General features: G+C 57.5%; 15 protein-coding genes. 8 read left to right on the top strand and 7 right to left on the bottom strand.

The genetic code is table 11. The features are described 5' to 3' along the window. The first annotated feature begins 1 nt into the window (after position 1). Positions 2 to 1336: a Gfo/Idh/MocA family protein gene (locus HH216_RS02615; RefSeq protein ID WP_169549374.1), complete on the top strand. Its 1335-nt coding sequence runs from the start codon at positions 2 to 4 to the stop codon at positions 1334 to 1336. Between the two features lie 124 nt (positions 1337 to 1460). Further along, positions 1461 to 2027, top strand: a complete 567-nt coding sequence (locus HH216_RS02610) for a DedA family protein (RefSeq protein WP_169549373.1) — start codon at positions 1461 to 1463, stop codon at positions 2025 to 2027. On the opposite strand, the gene HH216_RS02605 is transcribed toward HH216_RS02610, so the two are convergent. The 4 genes from HH216_RS02605 to HH216_RS02590 all read right to left on the bottom strand — a co-directional run bounded on the left by HH216_RS02605 (position 2003) and on the right by HH216_RS02590 (position 6550). Continuing rightward, on the bottom strand, positions 2003 to 2659 hold the full coding sequence (locus HH216_RS02605; RefSeq protein WP_254448666.1) for a DUF6134 family protein: 657 nt from the start codon (positions 2657 to 2659) through the stop codon (positions 2003 to 2005). The two genes, HH216_RS02610 and HH216_RS02605, sit on opposite strands and share 25 nt — an antisense overlap. Next, positions 2656 to 4209: a 4Fe-4S binding protein gene (locus HH216_RS02600; RefSeq protein ID WP_169549372.1), complete on the bottom strand. Its 1554-nt coding sequence runs from the start codon at positions 4207 to 4209 to the stop codon at positions 2656 to 2658. The genes HH216_RS02605 and HH216_RS02600 overlap by 4 nt, the downstream gene beginning before the upstream one ends. A gap of 225 nt (positions 4210 to 4434) precedes the next feature. After that, positions 4435 to 5760, bottom strand: a complete 1326-nt coding sequence (locus HH216_RS02595) for an NAD(P)/FAD-dependent oxidoreductase (RefSeq protein ID WP_169549371.1) — start codon at positions 5758 to 5760, stop codon at positions 4435 to 4437. Positions 5761 to 5788: 28 nt separating this feature from the next. After that, positions 5789 to 6550 carry a DUF547 domain-containing protein gene (locus tag HH216_RS02590; RefSeq protein WP_169549370.1) on the bottom strand — a complete coding sequence of 254 codons (762 nt, stop codon included), beginning with the start codon at positions 6548 to 6550 and terminating at the stop codon, positions 5789 to 5791. Between the two features lie 248 nt (positions 6551 to 6798). Here HH216_RS02590 and HH216_RS02585 point away from each other — a divergent pair, with 248 nt between their 5' ends. From HH216_RS02585 to HH216_RS02560, 6 genes are all read left to right on the top strand, one after another. After that, entirely contained in the window at positions 6799 to 7767 is a 969-nt protein-coding gene (locus HH216_RS02585) for a BamA/TamA family outer membrane protein (RefSeq protein WP_254448664.1), read from the top strand. 118 nt (positions 7768 to 7885) lie between these two features. Continuing rightward, positions 7886 to 8578 (top strand): TIGR04283 family arsenosugar biosynthesis glycosyltransferase, encoded by a 693-nt coding sequence (locus tag HH216_RS02580; protein ID WP_169549369.1) that lies wholly within the window; start codon positions 7886 to 7888, stop codon positions 8576 to 8578. Next, the gene (locus tag HH216_RS02575) at positions 8578 to 9582 is read left to right on the top strand and encodes an NAD-dependent epimerase/dehydratase family protein (protein WP_169549368.1); all 1005 of its coding nucleotides are present in this window, start codon (positions 8578 to 8580) and stop codon (positions 9580 to 9582) included. The genes HH216_RS02580 and HH216_RS02575 overlap by 1 nt, the downstream gene beginning before the upstream one ends. Positions 9583 to 9855: 273 nt before the next feature. Then, positions 9856 to 10638, top strand: coding sequence for an SDR family NAD(P)-dependent oxidoreductase (locus tag HH216_RS02570; protein WP_254448662.1), 783 nt, complete (start codon positions 9856 to 9858; stop codon positions 10636 to 10638). A gap of 3 nt (positions 10639 to 10641) precedes the next feature. Continuing rightward, positions 10642 to 11358, top strand: coding sequence for a glycosyltransferase family 2 protein (locus HH216_RS02565; RefSeq protein ID WP_169549366.1), 717 nt, complete (start codon positions 10642 to 10644; stop codon positions 11356 to 11358). A 299-nt stretch (positions 11359 to 11657) separates the two neighbouring features. Then, complete coding sequence (locus HH216_RS02560; protein WP_254448661.1) at positions 11658 to 13046, top strand: glycosyltransferase 87 family protein; 1389 nt, start codon at positions 11658 to 11660, stop codon at positions 13044 to 13046. Between the two features lie 71 nt (positions 13047 to 13117). Here HH216_RS02560 and HH216_RS02555 read toward each other — a convergent pair whose 3' ends face one another. From HH216_RS02555 to HH216_RS02545, 3 genes are all read right to left on the bottom strand, one after another. Next, a complete protein-coding gene (locus HH216_RS02555; protein WP_169549365.1) occupies positions 13118 to 14818 on the bottom strand; it encodes a beta strand repeat-containing protein in 1701 nt (566 codons plus the stop codon). A 27-nt stretch (positions 14819 to 14845) separates the two neighbouring features. Further along, positions 14846 to 15256 carry a curlin repeat-containing protein gene (locus HH216_RS02550; protein WP_169549364.1) on the bottom strand — a complete coding sequence of 137 codons (411 nt, stop codon included), beginning with the start codon at positions 15254 to 15256 and terminating at the stop codon, positions 14846 to 14848. Between the two features lie 221 nt (positions 15257 to 15477). Next, on the bottom strand, positions 15478 to 17931 hold the full coding sequence (locus tag HH216_RS02545; RefSeq protein WP_169549363.1) for a TonB-dependent receptor domain-containing protein: 2454 nt from the start codon (positions 17929 to 17931) through the stop codon (positions 15478 to 15480). Positions 17932 to 18367 lie beyond the last annotated feature (436 nt).

Raw genomic sequence — 18367 nt, 5'->3', positions numbered from 1 at the left:
TATGCAGAACAGACGTGAGTTTATCAGACAAACAGCCGCTGGCGTAGTTGGGGGCGCGTTGGTGGGGTTTAGCCCCCGCAGTTACAACCGCATCGTCGGGGCTAATGACCTGATCCGGGTCGCGACGATCGGTGTCAACAGCCGGGGCGACGGGATGGGTGGCACGTTTGCTATCCAGAAAAACACGGAAGTCGGCACGGTCTGCGACGTCGACGAGCGGGCCATTCCGAAGGCCATTCAGACCATCCAGAAAGCAAACGCGACGGCGAAACCGAAGTCGGAAAAAGACTGCCGCCGGGTGCTGGAAGACAAAAGCATCGACGCCATTTACATCGCTACACCCGACCACTGGCACTCGCCCCTGACGATTATGGGCTGTCAGGCCGGGAAGCACGTGTATGTCGAGAAGCCGCTGAGCCACAACCCGCGCGAGGGTGAACTGGCGGTGGAAGCGGCCCGCAAGTACAAGCGCGTGGTGCAGATGGGCGCGCAACGCCGGTCGGCCCCGACGCTGACGAAGGGCATTGAAGAACTGCACAACGGCGTCATCGGTCGGGTGTACATGGCCAAAACATGGTACACCAACAAACGCTCATCTACGTTCGTCAAACCCGGTACCGTACCCACCTGGCTGGACTACGATCTCTGGCAGGGACCGGCCCCGCGCCAGCCGTATCAGGACGGGCTGATTCATTACAACTGGCACTGGTTCTGGCACTGGGGAACCGGCGAAGCCCTCAACAACGGCACCCACGAAGTCGACGTGGCGCGGTGGGGGCTGGGCGTCGATTTTCCCACGCGGGTTAGCTCAGTAGGCGGTCGGTACGAGTTCAAAGACGACTGGCAAACACCCGATACGCAGCTGATTATCATGGACTATCCGGGTCGGGTGTCGCTGCTGTGGGAGTGCCGCAGTTCCAACGGCCGGAAGATCGAGGACCGCGACCGGGGCATCATTTTCTACGGCGAAAAAGGCAGTCTGGACACGGGTGGCGACAGCTACAAAGTCTATGATCTGGATGGTAAGCTGGTGAAAGATGTCAAGTCAGCATCGGCCGAAAGCGACGTTCAGGGGCGCAACACCGCCAGCCCCAGCCTGGGTATGGACAGCCTGCACGTTGCTGATTTTCTGGATGCCATTCGCACCGACCGCAAGCCCAACTGCGATGTCGAGACGGGGCACAAGAGCGTGGTGGCTATGCAACTCGGCAACATTGCCTGGCGCGTCGGTCATGACCTGCACATCGACCCCAAGACGGGCCACATTCAGAACGACAGGGAAGCCCAGAAACTCTGGAGCCGCGCGTACGAAAAGGGCTGGGAACCAAAGGTGTAACGTCGATTCGCGAAATACTGGCCCCGTGAAGGCCAACTTACTGGCCGGGGCAGCGCGGCAAATCATAATCAAATTTTAATCAGCCCGGCCAAGAGCATACTATGCCTGTTTAGTAGATTGCTGTATGTCGTTTCAGGAGTTGATGCTTACCTATGGCTACCCCATCCTGTTTTTTGGGGTGTTGTTAGAAGGCGAAGCCTTTTTGATTGCCGGTGCTTATCTGGCGCACCGGGGTTACTTTTCCATGCCCTTCGTGATCGGATTAGCGGCTCTGGCGTCGGTGCTGATTAGTCAGGGCTACTTCTACGTCGGGCAGCGCTACGGGCAGCAGTTTCTGACCCGAAGACCGCGCTGGCGGCAGCGATTCAGCCGGGTGCAGCGTCTGTTACACGACTATGGGGCCGTGCTCGTGCTGGGCTTTCGGGCGCTCTACGGACTGCGGATTGTTATTCCGGCGGCTGTGGGTGCGTCGGGTTATTCGTGGTTCCAGTTTTTGTTACTCAACGTACTGGGCGGTTTGGTCTGGGCGCTGCTGATCGGGCTAGCTGGTGCAAATTTGATTCGGCTGGCCGAACCGATCCTTACCGACATTCGGCACCACGAGCGCATGGTGGTTGGTGTACTGGCAGGGTTGGGTCTGTCGTGGGCGGCTTACCGACTGTACCGTCAGCCCCGGCTCGTTAAGCGATAGCCAGCGCGGTCAGATTCGGCGAATAATGAAGTTCTTGATCGGGTTCTTCTTGATAATCCGTACCAGCTGCCCGTTTTCGTAGACGTATTCACCCGCCCGTCGCGCCGGGCCAGATAGGTGTGGTTGCCGTTGGGCGACAGGCTGGCATAGTCTCCGAAATATTCAGCAAAGGCGCTGCTCATACCGACCGGTTCGCTGAAAAACAGGTTCGTAATCGCGTAAGTGATCGGTTTTGGGTCAGCAGTTTTATATGACCATTTGTACTGCTCCGCGTCGATAGCGTAGTGCTCGCCCGTCCACAGTGTCTGCGTCAGGAAGTTGCCCCGGTTAGTCTGAACATCGGCGATGGAACGGACGAGTTTACCCCGCTCGAATAGGTTCGTCACCTTGTAATAAATGGTCACTTTGTACAGCAGCAGATTCGCTTTTACGTCACTGACAAGCGTGTACTGCACCCGCTGATTGCTTTGCGCCTGCCGGGTGGTGGTCATCGTGCCGACGCGAATACCGGCGACTTCAATAGCATATTGCTGCGTTTGATCGGCATCCGGCGATACGCGCTGCGCCGTGGCCGACAGACAAATTATGAATAGACAAGCGGTCAGAAGGGCGGGAAGGCGAAACTGACTCATGGCTGAACGTGGATGCTGTTGTTGCCCAGCAGAATTGGGTTAGGTGAAGTCAGACGGCTGGTTTCGTCGGCGTTTTCCAGATTGAGCACCCCGCGTGGACATACCGACGAGCAGATGCCGCAACCCACGCACGACGACCGCACGATGTCCTGCCCGCGCTGCGCGTACCACCGCACGTCGATGCCCATTTCGCAGTAGGTCGAGCAGTTGCCGCACGAGATGCACTGCCCGCCGTTGGTGGTGATGCGGAAGCGCGATTTGAACCGCTGCACCAGCCCCAGATAAGCCGCCAGCGGGCACCCAAACCGGCACCAGACGCGGTTACCCATGAGCGGATAAAACCCTGTGCCGACGACCCCCGCGAAGACCGACCCGATGGCAAAACCGTAGGTCGAACGCAGGCTGTACGAATCCAGAATACCGAACAGGCTGGATTGGCCGGTGGCGTAGGTGTAGAGCACCAGCGCGGTCATGACGACAGCGAAAGCCAGCACCGAATGCACGATGACCCGCTCGAACTTCCACGCTACCAGTCGTTTGTCGGACAGTTGGCGGTAGGGATCGCCGAGGGTTTCGGCCAGTCCACCGCAGCCGCATACCCACGAGCAGTACCAGCGTTTGCCGAAAAAGTACGTCAGAATTGGTACGCCAACCAGCCAGAGTGCCGTACCCCAGACGAGCAGAAATAGCCCGAACGTTCCGGCCTTGATTTTCTCGTCGATGCGGTAGTCGAAGTAAAAGCTGTAGTCGAGTGGCCACATATTTTTTAAGTCCTGCGCGGGCTGGTTGAACAGGGCCATCAGTTCGGGGATGAGGAAGGCGAAGGCGAGCTGGAAAAACATCACCGACACCGTGCGGATTTGCTGGTAGGGGTTGCCCCGGTACTTTACCAGCATCCGCACGCCCATCACCAGAATCGCCAGCGTGTACAGCGACCCGTACACAAACCATTGGCTCGCCGGACCACCGTTGACCAGCCGACTCAGCGGGTCGAACAGCAGCGTCCAGTTGGTCAGGTATTCGGGGTAGAAATACAGTACGACGTAAAAGCCGATCAAGAACGTACCGACGATAATGCCGATCCAGCCCCGATTCGTGGCCGGGTTGTGGAAGACGCCGTTGTTTTTAATGCCCGGCAGTGTGCGTCGTTCCGGCAGAAAATACAGCAGAGCCCCGCCGACGCACAGCAGCAGACTCGCCCAGAAAAACCACTGGCTATGGGCTGGGAAAAAGCCTGTGCTGGCGGCTTTCGTCGTCTGAAAAATAAAGTCGCTGCCAATCTGTTTGTCGTACTGCTTCGCCTGCTGATAGCCACTGTTCAACTGCCCGACGGCCGCTTTTAGATCACCGACGAACCCAAACGACGAGCCGTATAGCTTTCCCAGTATCGGTGCTGTAGCGGTACGAAGGTCAGTCAGTTGCTCTTTCTTCGCCGTTTTCGCCAGCACCTGATCGGTCAGGCGGTACTGACTAAGCGTCAGCGTACCGACGAACAGCGCGAAGCCGATCAGAAACAAAAACAAGCCCGCGCGTTGCCCGGTGGTTTGCATAGAAATAGCAGTTAGTGTAGTTGTCTCAGACAGCATCCCTGCCGCTTCGGCGGTCCGATGTCGAGCCGAAGGCTGAATCGGGTTAAAGGAAGTTAGTCGGGCTCGCGTTTGTCATCCCGAGCCTGCGAGGAATCTTCGGTAAAAGCAAGTAGAACCGCCTGTTAGCGAAGATCCCTCACGGGCTCGGGATGACAAACGCGAGTTTCCGAATAACTACTCAAACAATTAAGGTGACGAAAACAGGCGACGCAGCCAGCTTTTGCGAACGGGGCCGTTACCGGTGAGCGCGTCGGTATAGGCGTCGGAAAATTCAGGGTTAAAATCGGCCTGCCGGAAATGGCGTAGCACGTAGTCGAGCGGTCGACGGTCCTGAATCCAGCGGTCGATAACGGCGTGGCGCAGGCGCAGGCCCAGTGCGTGAATCCCCACAACCCGCCCATCGTCGGCGCGGTAGTTGATTCGCACGCACTGCCGCCCGTTGGGATGCTCCCAGTAATGCGTCTGTTCGCCCTCGGTCGGTTTGGCGTTCAGCGTGCCGTAGGTCTGGTACTCGATGTCGAGGAACTTGGCCGAGTTGAAAAACGCACCCGGTCGGTAGGCCGTGCGGTGGCCGCAAAGCGTTTGCGCCAGCGTTTCGCCGTGCATCCGACCCGTGTACCAGATCTGTTCGATAGTCTTGCGCGGAGCACCGTCCGTACCGATAATCGGATCGCGGAACTCGTTGCAGTCGCCAATGGCGTAGACGTCGGGGATGCTGGTTTCAAAGTATTCGTTGACCAGCACACCCTTGCCCAGTTCGATACCCGACCCACGCAAAAAGCCGACGTTCGGCGTAACACCGATGCCCAGTCCCACAAACTGACAGGGAATTTCCTGTCCATCGGTCGTGACTACTGCCCGCACCCGTCCTGATTCGTCGGCCTGAATTTCGCGCAGTTCCGTAGCCAGCCGTAGGTCGATGCCGTGGTCGCGGATGTGTTGTTCGAGAATTCTACCTTCCTCGGCGGGTAAAGTCGATCCCCAGTAAGTTTGGTCGCGCACCAGCATCGTCACGGCGATATGGCGACTGTGGAGCATTTCGGCCAGCTCGATACCGATCAAACCGCCACCCACGACCACCGCCCTGTCGATGCCCTGCGTGTACTGTTCCATACTCGCCAGATCGGGCAGGCCGTAGAAGCCCTGCACCCCTTTCGCGTTCAGCCCCGGCCAGTCGACCGTTGTCGGGACGGAGCCGGTCGCGATCACCAGCGCATCATAAGGCAATGTTTTGCCATCGGCCAGTTGCACCTGCTTCCCCGCCGTATCAACCCGCTCGACGTAGCCGCGCATGAGGTCGATGCGGTTTTTCGCCCAGAAAAAGTCTTCATACGGCTTGGTATGCGCGTAGGTCATGTGGCCCATGTAAATGTACATCAGAGCCGTCCGCGAATAGAAATGATCCGATTCCGCCGAAATAACCGTAATCCGCACCTGATCGTCCTGCTGCCGGACGTGCCGGGCGGCCGTGATCCCGGCGATACCGTTGCCGATAATGACAAGCTGTTTCATAGGGTGGGAGTGTGGGCAAATAATCCAACTACTGCTCGTTGAGCTTCCAGTTGTAATCGAGGTACGAGATTTTCGTGTCGTCGGTGATTTTGGTGTCCGAATATTTGTCGACCCACTTCACGACCGTTTGCCCGTTGTCGTTCCAGTCGCCTTTGTACCAATCGAAGTATTTCGATAGTTGGGCAGCATCTTTCGTGATCTTGTTCTTGGCGGGGTTGTTCAGGAAGTCTTTTCCCTGATCGTTAAGCTGGGCATCGAGTTTGCTGGCGGTGTAGGCTTCGTTGCGCAGGCGTGGGCAGGAAATCGACGCACAGACCAGCGCGAAGTGAATGCGCGGATCGTCATATTTCTTGCGAAGCGTGCCGTGTTCGATGTTGTCGAGGCTCATTTTTTCGCCACCGATGGTGAAGAACTTAGCCGCCCAGGGGGTAGTCACAAACGGAATCTTGATCTTCGAGCCAATGTCTTTGATGCTCTCTACGGGGTAGTGATTCAGAATCAGCTTAATCGTATAGGCGTTGTAGGCGTTGATCCAGTAGGCCATCTGCTCCTGCTTGCTCCACGACGATTTAGGGGCGTTGGCACTCAGCATATTGAGGTACTGATCGAACGTTTTTTCGTCGGCTTTGAAACCCTTGTAATCGACCAGACCTTTGGCGTTGACGTGTTTCTTCAGCAGCTTATCAAACGCACTATGGTCGACGCCATCGGCAACGGGTGTGGTAAAGGCTACTGCCAGCAGGCAGAACAGGCTCAGAAGGGTTGTTGTAAAGAATGGTATCTTGCTCATTCGTTCATCATAGTTCAGTGTCCATACATATACGCCCGCTGCCGGCAAAAGGTTTTGACGCCGATGACCTGCAAACCGGGCGGCTTGTTTTTGCGTAAACCTACCAGATTATTCTGTCTCTGCATGTTCCTGACCGCGCTGTTTGCCGCTCTGCTTGCCCAGCCCCCGCCGACAGCCTGCCGAAAGCGTTTAGTCTGCTACCCCTTCCGCTGGTTTATTACACGCCCGAAACGCGGCTTGCCTACGGTGTGGCGGCTACGGCTACGTTCCGGTTTCGGCGCGATCTGACCCGGCTCCGGGCCGACACGAGCCTGAGAAGCCGCCCGTCGCAGGTAACGCTGGGGGCGGCTTACACGCAGAATAAGCAACTGCTGTTTTACGTGCCGTTTCAGCTTTTCTACGACCGCGACACCTATTACGTCAACGGCGAAGTGGGCTACTATCGGTACAGCTATTACTTCTTTGGCGTTGGGCAGCGCGAGGTGCCGCGCGAACTGTATGCCGTCAATTTTCCCCGCATTAGGGTCAACGCGTTCCGGCGCATTGCACCGACGCTGCCCGTCGGGAAACTCTACGCGGGCGTCCGGTATCAGTACGAAGACTATCAGGTGACGAGCGTTGAACCAGATGGATTACTGGCGACGGGCGAGGTGCCGGGTGGGCTGGGAAGCCGGTTGTCAGGCGCAGGACTGGGGCTGTTCTACGACTCGCGCGATCAGCTTTTCTTCCCGTCGAAAGGTATTGTGGCCGATGTGGCGTACCTGAATCAGACCAGTTTGTTGGGGAGCACCGTCCGCTTCGACCGCTACACTGCCGACGTATCGTCGTACCATACGCTGAATCGGCATCTGATTCTGACTATGAATTATTTCGCCAGTTTTACGGCGGGAATTGCGCCGTTCAACGCGATGTCGCTGCTGGGTGGAACGAAGCGAATGCGGGGCTACTACGAAGGTCGGTTCCGCGATCAGAACGCGGCCCTGCTGCAAAGTGAACTGCGTTTCGATATTTACAAACGACTTGGTGGGGTAGTATTCGGTGCGGCCGGTATCCTGGGCGACGCGCAAACCGTGCTCCGCCCAAACGACCCGAAATTTGCTTATGGCGCAGGCTTACGGTTTACGCTCAACCGGCTCGACCACCTCAACATCCGGCTCGACTACGGCTTCGGTCAGCAATCGAGCGGGTTTTATCTGACCATCGGCGAAGCGTTTTGATTCTGATTGCGAATGCCTGTGTCCTCACCGCGCCACGGAGGCAGACACCTATGCGTCAGCCGTAACCCACCGCGAGCAATGTCCGTGAAGACACGGGGCAACTGCACTTGTACAGACTATGACGATTAGTGTAATTATTCCAACCTACAACGAAGCCGCGACCATCGGCCCGCTCGTAACCCAGTTGCTGACCTGTGGCGGCACGGATCTATGCGAGGTGCTGGTGATCGACGCCAACAGCCCCGACGGTACAGCCGACATGGCCCGGCAGGCGGGGGGCGTTGTACGACAGTCGCCCCGGAAGGGGAGGGCTGCGCAGATGAACTACGGCGCGTCGCTGGCAACGGGGGAAGTGCTGTACTTCGTCCATGCCGACGTGGTGATCCACTCTGACTTCGTTGCCGACATCACTGAGGCTGTGCGGGAAGGTTACGAAGCAGGCTGCTACCGGTTTCGCTTCGCGTCGGACAAACCCATGCTGCGATTCAATAGCTATGGCACCCGCTTTCCGGGAATAATGAGTCGCGGGGGCGATCAGACGCTATTTATCACCCGCGCCCTGTTCGACCGGCTGGGTGGGTTCGACGAACGGTATGTCATCATGGAAGATTTCGAGATTATCATCCGCATCCGCCGGGTGGCCCGGTTCTGGATCGTGCCGAAAGACGTGTATGTGTCGGCTCGTAAGTACGAGACCAATAGCTGGTTACGGGTGCAACTGGCGAACCTAACCGCTTTTTCGCTGTTTTTTCTGAAGGTGTCGCCCCCCCGTATCGCCCGGACCTATAAAGCGATGCTCTCGTACCGCTGATGAATCAAACCGTTCTACTGACGGGGGCCAATGGCTTTTTGGGTAGCCACCTAACCCGCGAACTGCTCCGGCGCGGCTATGCGGTGCGGGCTTTCGTGCGGTCGCGGACGAACAGCCCGACGCTGGCCAATCTGCCCATCGAGCTTGTTGAAGGCGACATCCTGGACGCCGACGCCCTCGACCGGGCGGCTACGGGTTGTGACGCCGTCATCCATGCGGCTGCGCTGGCGCAGGTCAACCCCGCCCGCAGCCCGGCACTCTGGGCCGTCAATCAGACGGGAACGGCCAACGTGATTCGGGCGGTGCAGCAGGCGGGTGTCGGGCGGCTGGTGTACGTCGGCACGGCCAACGTCTTCGGCTTCGGCACGCTCGACCTGCCCGGCGACGAAACAACCCTCTTCGCCGGCCACCGCTACGGCTCCGACTATATCGACAGCAAACGGGCCGCGACGCTGCTGGTCGAGCAGGCCGTGCGCGAAACGGGACTGCCCGCCGTGTTGGTCCACCCGACGTTTATGCTGGGGTCGCTGGACGCTAAACCCACATCGGGGCAACTGCTGCTGGAACTCTACCGGGGGCGGCTGATCGGCTACCCGGCGGGCGGGAAGAACTACGTACACGTGCAGGACGTTGCCACGGCGACGGTCAACGCGTTGACGCAGGGACGTATCGGTGAATCGTATATTCTGGGCCACCAAAATCTGAGCTACCGCGATGCGTTTCGGCTGATGGCGGAGCGGATGAACGTGCAGCCACCCCGCCTGTCGCTACCCCCAGCATTGGCCCGTCTGTACGGCTACGGCTGTGACGCCTGGACGCGGCTGACGGGTCGACCTGCACCGGTCAATTCGGCAATGGTCGCTGTTGCCAACGACGGGCATTATTTTCAGTCCCGGAAAGCCATTGCTGAGTTGGGGTTGACACAAACACCCATCGAAACCGCCATTGACGAGGCTTTCGACTGGTTTAACGAACACGACTATGTTACACGACGTACCCGATAAGCCGGGGAGCCATACAAGCGAATTGCCCGAACCCCTGTCATCAAGTTCGGGTGTGTTTACCCCCCATCCTGACCCGTCTACCCCCGTCCCCCTGAAGGGGGTGAGGACTCGGCATTTGCTGCGGTGACTTCCCCCCCTTCAGGGCGGTCCGACGGGTCGGGACGGGGGGTAAATGCAGAGAAGGGGGTAAACGAACCCGGCAGGGAAGCATACACCCCGACTCCCATAAAACCCTCCACAAAACCCGGAGCGTTTGCTGGAAAGGTCGCCATTGTGACTGGGTCGGAGTCGGGGATTGGTAAAGCTACCGCCCGTGCGCTGGGGCAGGCCGGGGCGAAGGTCGTGCTGAACGGGCGCATGGCTGACCGACTGCACCGGACGGAGCAGGAACTGCGCAGCGAAGGTCTGATCGTAACGAGCTGCCTGGCTGATATAACCAACTATGCCGACTGCGAACGGCTGGTTGGTACAGCCATTACGACTTTCGGGCAGCTCGACGTGCTGATTGCCAACGCCAGTATTTCGATGCGGGCCTACTTCGCCGATATGCAGCCCGACGTGTTTCGGCAGGTGCTCGACAGCAATGTCTACGGGGCGGTTTACCCACTCAAAGCGGCTCTGCCGCACCTTACCCGGACGCGGGGCAGCGTCACGTTTATTTCCTCGATTTCGGCCCTCAACGGAATGCCCAGCGGGTCGGCGTACTGTGCGGGGAAAGCGGCCCTGACCAATCTGGCTCACACGCTCCGGCTCGAACTCGATCATACGGGTATTCACATCGGCGTCGTACACATCGGTTTCACGCAGAACGACCCCGAAAAACGCGTACTCGACGCCCTCGGCCAACCCGTACCGATTGCCCACCGCCCACCACGCTGGCAGAAAAGTCAGGCGCAGGTTGCGGCTATCATACTCAAACACATCCGGCGTCGGCGCACCCGAACGGTCATTTCTGCGTTGGGTTGGCTGATCGCCATTGTACACACCTACCTGCCCCGCGTCGGCGACTGGGTCGTGCTGACCACCATTCGCCGGATGCGCCATTTTTACGAATAAACCGTGCAATCAACGCTACTTACTTCGCCCGGACAGCCCATTGTGGTCGTGATTATTCCGGCGTTCAACGAAGAAAATTCGGTGGGCCGGGTCGTGCGCGACATTCCCGACGAACTGGTTGGGGAAATCATCGTCGTCAATAACAATTCCAACGATCAGACCGCCGTCGAAGCGGCCCGCGCCGGGGCTACCGTGCTCGATGAACGCATTCAGGGCTACGGTCGGGCCTGCCTGCGCGGAATCGCCTACGCACAGCAACGGCGCCCCCGCCCTGACATCGTCGTGTTTCTCGACGCCGACTACTCTGATTTTCCCGGCGAAATGCCCGCGCTGGTCGCGCCGATCCTGAATGGATCGGTCGATATGGTGATCGGGTCGCGGGCACTGGGCAACCGGCAGCGGGGTTCGATGACGCCCCAGCAGGTATTCGGCAACTGGCTGGCGACGTCGCTGCTTCGCCTGCTTTACGGGGTGCGCTACACGGATTTAGGCCCGTTTCGCGCCATCCGGTTCGATACGTTGCTGGCCCTCGATATGCAGGACAAAACCTACGGCTGGACGGTCGAAATGCAGCTCAAAGCCGCCAAACAAGGCTTCCGGTCGACGGAGGTGCCAGTGAGTTACCGCAAACGCATCGGGCATTCCAAGATTTCGGGAACGATTAAGGGCACGATACTGGCCGGTTACAAAATTCTGACGACTATTTTCCGCTACGCCTGATGATTTTCGGCTCAGACAGCATCTTGCTGGCGGGGGATGTTAAGTTCCAATAGTGGCCGGGCTGGCATTTCAGACCTGGCACCACTAGTTCGCTAAAAGTAATAGGGGATAAGTGTGAATTAAAAACAATTCAACACAGAGGCACAGAGAACACAGAAGTTTAGTTGCCTGATAATTAGCGCATTATTGCTAATCTGTCTCTGCGTTCTCTGTGACTCTGTGTTGAACTGTTTTTGCCTTGGTATTTAACACTTAACAGCCTTGGGTAAAGTACGAACGAAGTAGGTATCTGTAATCGAATGACCAACCCGCACAACCCCGTCAAACCGTTTCTGATTACGCCCTTCCGGGTTGGGTGGCTGGTGCTATCGTTGTGGTTGTTTATGCTGCTGGGGTATGGCGTGGCAAGGCCGCAGTTTACCTTGCTGATGACCCTGTCGGCCTTGCTGTTCTGGGGATACAGCCGCATCGCGCAGCCGCTTTGGTTCGATACGCCCGCAACCCACGACGCAACCGTAAAACCCGACCGATTTCTGTTTGGCGCGGCCATTCTGTTTCGGCTGGCCCTGCTCGTGATGACCCCTAATCTGTCCGACGATTACGCCCGCTTTCTGTGGGACGGGCATCTGGTCGCCAATGGCTATAACCCCTACGAATACCTGCCGAGTCAGTTTTTGGGTACGTCGATGGCTGCATCGGCCGGGCTGACCGATGCACTGTTTCAGCGACTGAATTCACCCGATTACTTTAGCGTCTACCCGCCCTTGACCCAGGTGCTGTTTGGCGTGGCCGCCGGTCTGTTTCCGGGCGACGGGCTGGGCGCAATCGTTGCCCTGCGCGTGCCGATTCTGCTGGCTGAATTCGGGACGCTGTGGCTACTGGTACGCCTGCTGCGCCGGTTTGGTATGAACCCCAATCGGGCGCTGCTGTACGGCCTGAACCCGCTGGTGATTCTGGAGCTGACGGGTAACCTGCATTTCGAAGCCGTAATGATTTTCTTCGTGCTGCTGGCCGTATGGCTGTTTACGCAGCAACGACGTATCGCTGCGTCGGTAGTACTTGCCTTGGGTATCGCCACCAAACTACTGCCGCTGTTGCTGTTTCCGCTGCTGATCCGGCGGCTGGGGTGGAAGCGGGGCCTAGCCTACGCATCACTGATCGGTGGGTTGATCGCCCTGCTGTTTACGCCGTTTCTGAGCGTGAACCTGCTGCATAACATCATGGACAGTCTGAACCTGTATTTCCAGAAATTCGAATTCAATGCCAGCGTGTATTACCTGATTCGCACGGTTGGCTATTGGCTGAAAGGCTACAACATCATCGGGCAGTTCAGCACGACGCTACGGCTGCTTATCATCCTGAGCGTGGTTTACATCGCCGTCCGCACGCCCAACCGATCATCGGCCGTCACACTCGCCATTAGCGTGTTGCTTACGCTGACAATTTACTGGCTGCTGTCGACCACAGTGCATCCGTGGTACATCAGCTCGCTGTTAATTCCGGCCCTGTTTACCCGCTTCCGGTATCCGTTCGTCTGGTCGGCCCTGATCGTCGTATCCTACGCCACCTACCAGACGCAGCCGTACCAGGAACACCTGTGGCTGACGGCACTGGAATACGCCGTCGTTGTTGGCTACGGTATGCTGGAGTGGAAACGCGTTATAGTGAATCAGCCGGTACGGGCATGACTGGCGACGAAATGATAAGACCCGGCCAGGCTGGCCGGGTCTTACTCAGATTCATAACTAACTCAAAAAAACTAGGGAACAAACGACTGCGTGATGGTAGCCGTGTTGCCATTGCCCATCTGCATCACGTTGGCGAGGTTGCCAACGGTGCCCGATGCCGGGCTGGTTTGCTTAACCGTCATTACGTTGCCGTTACCTTCCTGAAGAGCGAACGGTCTGTCGGCGTTACCGCGCAGGACGTTGCCGTTGCCCGTTTGCGTAATATCAGCCATGTTGTCGTTGTGCAGTTGCTCCAGCCGGGCCACGTTGAGAGTACCCTGCTGACTGATCGAGGCTACGTTGTTAGTAGAGCCGAACTGCGGAGTGGCAGCGCCCTGAATGATACTGGCCGTATTTTTTCCTCCGCCTGCGGTCGTGTTCTGATTAATAGTGGCAGTACCTCCATCGAAATAAGTATTTTGCTGCGTAATATCGGCCGAGTTACCACCTGTACTCAGGCTACCCTGGTTGATCGTCGCTACGTCACCATACGAATTGGTAATCTGGCTGATGGACGCCATGTCACCTGTTGTTCCGCCCCCGGCCTGCCTGACGGTAGCCGCATTGTTGAAACTGGCGTCGTTTTGGGTAACGAACGCTTTGTTGTTCCGCCCCGACTGCGTAATGATCGCATCGTTGTTGCCGCTGCCTCCTGTGCCTCCGCCGTTCGTATCATCGCCCAGTTGGTTGACTGTCGCTGTATTGGTCGATCCGGTTTGGGTAACAGTAGCTTCGTTGTTAGAACTACTACCAGAGCCGCTACCATTCTGCATCACCGTTGCCGTATGGTTACCCGACCCTGCCTGATCGACGACAATCGTGTTGTTATTACTCCTGTTGTCCTGCTGAGTCGATGCGGTATTGCCATTGCTGGACTGTGTGATGGTCGATTTATTCAATTTACTCTCGCCATTCGCACCTGCGTTCTGCTGAATACTGGCCGTACCGCTGCTAATACCATTCTGGGTGACCGTCGCCATGTTCTCTGAACTGGCCGCTCCACCCGCTACCCCGTTCTGCTGAACGGTTGCCGTGGCACCCGTTGTGTTTGGGCCGCCGAACGCGCCAGAAATCCCCTGACGGACGCTGGCGGTATTTTTTGATGAGTTGTTCGACTGCGAAATGCTCAGTGTATTCCGGTCGCCAAACTGATTTGCTGTGGCGGTGTTTTCGGTCGAGGTGTTGTTCTGGTCAATCGTGACAATCTGCGACGATGAGCTGTTGTTGTAGTTGTCCTGACGGGAGGTGGCTACGTTTTTCGACGCGTTGTCGTTCTGGTTGATTGTAACCTGCTCCTTGCTGCCCTGCTGGTACGCGTTGGCATAGTTACCGCCAGCCGCCTTCACGTCGGCCTCCGTAGCTGTGGCCGCTATCGCAGCTCCCGTACCGGCCCCATTGTTCTTCTGATTGATCGTCGCGGTGTTTCCACCAGCCTGTCCATCTTCCTGGCCTATGCTGGCATACCCCGACTTGGTACCCAACTGATTGACCGTTGCCTGGTTGTTAGTAGACTGAAAGTACGATGGCTGCTGAGTTGTTACGGCTGCGTTGCCCGCGTTGGTAATGGTCGCGGTGGAGGTTTGCTGAATGGTTGATTGCAGGTTGGAACCCGTCTGAGCAACGCTGGCCGTCTGCTGATTGCCATTCTGGTTGACGGTCGACGTGTTGCCCTGGGCGAAAGAGGCAGCGGCAAAGGCCATCAGCGATGCCCCGGTAAGGAGTGCTTTTTTCATTTTGGTTAGTTAGAAGAGGTGATAGAACTACTGCTTCCGCCGATTTCGCCGGTTGAATGGGCGTGTTTTCGGGCGGATGTCGGGTGTGCGGGGGAGCGTGTGGATAGAATTTTCGCCCGTCTCCGACGACTGATTGATTGTCGCCGTAGCCTGACCTTCCTGCGAAATCTCGACTGAATTAGGGTCGATGTTGTGCTGATTGATCGTGGTTTCGGTGCCTTTGGGCACCCGCAGGCTCACCCGGTTGCCGGGTTTACTGCCGTCGCTGGTCGCACTACCGCTCTGGTTGATGCTGACGCTGTTGCCCTCACCCGACTGGGTGACAGATGCCGAGTTCCCGGGCCCGCCGTTCTGTACGATGCTGACGCTGTTTTGCCCGAAGGCGGTGGCAACGGTAGTCAATACCAGACTAAAGGCCAGGAGGGATAGGTACAGCATGATAGGGCAGGGAGTAGACTCGTTGGGCAATTGATGAGTCAAATGTAAACTCCGCTACCGGGGTCGTTTTGAGAAAGGAAGTGAACGACGCTCTATGGTAAGTAAGCAGCACTATATAGTAAGTGGATAGCATTATTACCCTAAAAAGTAGTGCAGTAACAAGTAGCTCCTGCGAGGGCTAGGCTAGCCGATTACGTGAAGGCGACACAACGATGACCTGCTTACCGTTTGCTGTCGTCGTTGGCGATTTTGCGGCTGGTTTTACCGCTGCCCGAACTGGTCGAGCCGAACTTGTAGCTGAACGTCAGCCGAACTGATTGGTTGACGAAGGCCAGCCGCTGCTGCGCCACGAACGTCGTCGAAAACTGGTTGACCGACAGGATGTTGGCGGGCGTAAATGGGTTGTTGATGTTGAGCGTCAGGCTGGCTTTTTTGGTCATAAACTCTTTCTTTGCCGACAGCCCGTAGAAAAAAACGCCGGAGTAATCGCTCTGGAGTGCCACCCCGCCCGTGTTGGCATAGCCGTTCGCTTCGAGCGTCAGGTCGTGCGGCAGTTTGTAGCTGACGGTCGCGTTAAAGTTGCCGATCCAGCCCCGGTTCCGCAGGCTCAGTGCCCGGCTGATCAGATCGACGTACACAATGTCGGTGCCGACCGTGACGCTCAGGGCTTTGCTGGCCTGCCAGACGCCGTTGATGTTCAGGCCGTAGCTTGCATTGCGGCCAATGTTTTGCGGGCCGCTCAGCCCCACGCCCTGCGCGTCGACGGTGGTCAGAAATTCGATGGAATTGTTGGTCTGCCGCCAGTACAAAGCCGCGTTGAACGATGAGCCTTCCTTGTTGAACGTGCTGTACGACAGTTCCGTCGCGTGTGTCAGTTCGGGACTTAGGTAGGGGTTGCCGGTGCGAACGTTTTTGGCGTCGGTGTAGTCACGGTAGGGGTTGAGGTACCAGATCAGTGGGCGCGAAATACGCTGCGTGTAACTCGCCTTGACCGTGTGTTTTTCACGCATCGTTTTCGCCAGCGTCACGCTTGGAATCAGGTTGGTGTACCCGTTGCTGAACGATGTGTTCGTTGTCGGGAAGTCGCCCATGATGCGGGTGTGCTCCAGCCGAAGCCCCGATGTCAGGCTCCATTTGCTTTTCGTATCCAGCTTCAGCGACGCGTAACCCGCTGTAACCTGCTGACTATACGTAAACTGATTCGAGCGGGCGGGATCGATGGCGTAGTCGGCTTCGCGGCCCGTCAGCGACGATTCGATCAGGTAGTCGCTGCCGATGTCGCGCCGGATGGTTTTGGCCCCCACTTCCAGTTTGGCGGTCGTGGTGTCGTGCCAGTTGAGTTTGAACGGGTGTGCGTAGTCGGTTTGCAGCGTGTATTCCTTGTTGCGGCTGTAGTTGGTGGCCCGTTCCAGATAGGTCGTCGCGTCGGAGCCGGGCGTGGTTTGGCTGAGGTCGTAGAAGTAGTTGTCGGGGGTGCGGCTGTACTGCGACAGCACCGAAAATTCGCGGCCGGGCTGCTTGAACGTGCGCGTCCAGCCGAGGTTAAACTCCGTATTGCCGAACGGGTTACGGTGGCGAATGGCGCGGTCATATTCCTGCACGACAGCCCCCTGCGCGTCGGTCTGCCGGGTGTACAGGTTTACGTTGTTGGGGAAATTGCCGCCCCAGGCCGTCGCCGACAAACTGATGCGGTTAAGCGAGTCGGGGTCGTAGTCGATGCTCATCGTGCCGTTGCCCGACAGGCTGATGTTGTCCCGGTCGCTACGCTGATACAGATCACCGGCGGGTTGCCCATCGACCAGCGTTGTGCGGTTACCGCTCGAACTGGAGATATTGCGGTACTGATCGCTGTTGAGTTGAGTAGCGAAACCCAGTTTCTTTCCCTTCACCGTCAGGTTCAGCCCCAGCCCCCGGTTCAGGTTGCCGCCCGTCGCGTTGACCGATCCGTTGGTACCGGTGATGGCTTTTTTAGTGATGATGTTGATAACGCCCGCCGAACCTTCCGCGTCGTATTTCGCCCCCGGACTGGTAATGACTTCAATACTTTTGATGCTGTTGGCGGGCATCTGCTTCAGCGCGTCGGCCAGATTGCGGGCCATAATGGCCGACGGTTTGCCGTTGACCAGCACTTTGATGTTGCTGCTGCCGCGCATTTTCAGCGTACCATCCAGATCGACCGACAGCATCGGCACCTTCCGCATTACGTCGACCGCCGTGCCGCCCGCGTTGGCCAAGTCATTTTCCGCGTTGTACACCAGCCGGTCGCCTTTGTCTTCGATCAGCGGTTTTTGCGCCACCACGTTCACTTCGCCCAGCGTACGCGTATCGGCCCGGAGCGATACTGTCCCTAAATCGGTTGGTTGCCCGGCTGTTATCGTTACCCCCGGCCGGGTGGTTGTGCGGTAACCGACAAACGAAACGGTCAGGGTGTAGGAGCCGGGCGTAACGTCGGTAAAGCTGAAACGGCCCTGCTCGTCGGTCGTCGTGCCGGTCGTGATGGTGGTGCTTTTAAGCAGTGCGACGGTCGCAAACGACACCGGTTTGCGCGCTGTTGAATCGATCACTGTGCCGCTCAGTAGGGTAGCATTGCCGGGCTGGGTACTACCGCCCGACTGCGCCCGAACGGTGTTGAAAAATAGTGTGGATAGAAGGAATAGCCAGAAAAGGTTTTTCATGCCCGAAATAAGAATCAGAACGCGTTGACAGTAGCGGCAAAAGTACAGGCGGCACCAAATGCGGATTATTGGCAGGCTGTTAAGATTCCTTAAATCAGGTTGTTAAGAATTGTTAAGTAGGGTTGTAACGTGCTGGTCCGTTTACCCCCGTCCCCTGAAGGGGGAGAAGTCACCGCAGCAAATGCCGAGTCCTCTCCCCCTTCAGGGGGACGGGGGGTAAACGTGTTTTTGTCATCCCGAGCTTGCGAGGGATCTTCGTTAACAGGCGGTTTTCTTGCTTTTAACGAAGATCCCTCGCAAGCTCGGGATGACAAAAAAGGTCATTTTTAGCCCGAACCATGCTTCCCCAAACAACCTCTCAGGGGGACGGGGGCGTATTTAACATGGCTGGGTGAAAGGTCTTTCACAGTAGCCCCCCTAATTCGTCTTCATTAAC

This window comes from Spirosoma rhododendri (assembly GCF_012849055.1).
GTDB classification, from domain to species: domain Bacteria; phylum Bacteroidota; class Bacteroidia; order Cytophagales; family Spirosomataceae; genus Spirosoma; species Spirosoma rhododendri.
Note: the sequence above shows the minus strand (reverse complement) of the source record. Positions and strands in the feature narration are given on the sequence as shown.

Bases quoted from the DNA above. Each gene is read 5' to 3' on its own strand.
- HH216_RS02615 (WP_169549374.1), top strand. From the start codon at position 2: ATGCAGAACAGACGTGAGTTTATCAGACAAACAGCCGCTGGCGTAGTT.
- HH216_RS02610 (WP_169549373.1), top strand. From the start codon at position 1,461: ATGTCGTTTCAGGAGTTGATGCTTACCTATGGCTACCCCATCCTGTTT.
- HH216_RS02605 (WP_254448666.1), bottom strand. From the start codon at position 2,659: ATGAGTCAGTTTCGCCTTCCCGCCCTTCTGACCGCTTGTCTATTCATA.
- HH216_RS02600 (WP_169549372.1), bottom strand. From the start codon at position 4,209: ATGCAAACCACCGGGCAACGCGCGGGCTTGTTTTTGTTTCTGATCGGC.
- HH216_RS02595 (WP_169549371.1), bottom strand. From the start codon at position 5,760: ATGAAACAGCTTGTCATTATCGGCAACGGTATCGCCGGGATCACGGCC.
- HH216_RS02590 (WP_169549370.1), bottom strand. From the start codon at position 6,550: ATGAGCAAGATACCATTCTTTACAACAACCCTTCTGAGCCTGTTCTGC.
- HH216_RS02580 (WP_169549369.1), top strand. From the start codon at position 7,886: ATGACGATTAGTGTAATTATTCCAACCTACAACGAAGCCGCGACCATC.
- HH216_RS02575 (WP_169549368.1), top strand. From the start codon at position 8,578: ATGAATCAAACCGTTCTACTGACGGGGGCCAATGGCTTTTTGGGTAGC.
- HH216_RS02560 (WP_254448661.1), top strand. From the start codon at position 11,658: ATGACCAACCCGCACAACCCCGTCAAACCGTTTCTGATTACGCCCTTC.
- HH216_RS02555 (WP_169549365.1), bottom strand. From the start codon at position 14,818: ATGAAAAAAGCACTCCTTACCGGGGCATCGCTGATGGCCTTTGCCGCT.
- HH216_RS02550 (WP_169549364.1), bottom strand. From the start codon at position 15,256: ATGCTGTACCTATCCCTCCTGGCCTTTAGTCTGGTATTGACTACCGTT.
- HH216_RS02545 (WP_169549363.1), bottom strand. From the start codon at position 17,931: ATGAAAAACCTTTTCTGGCTATTCCTTCTATCCACACTATTTTTCAAC.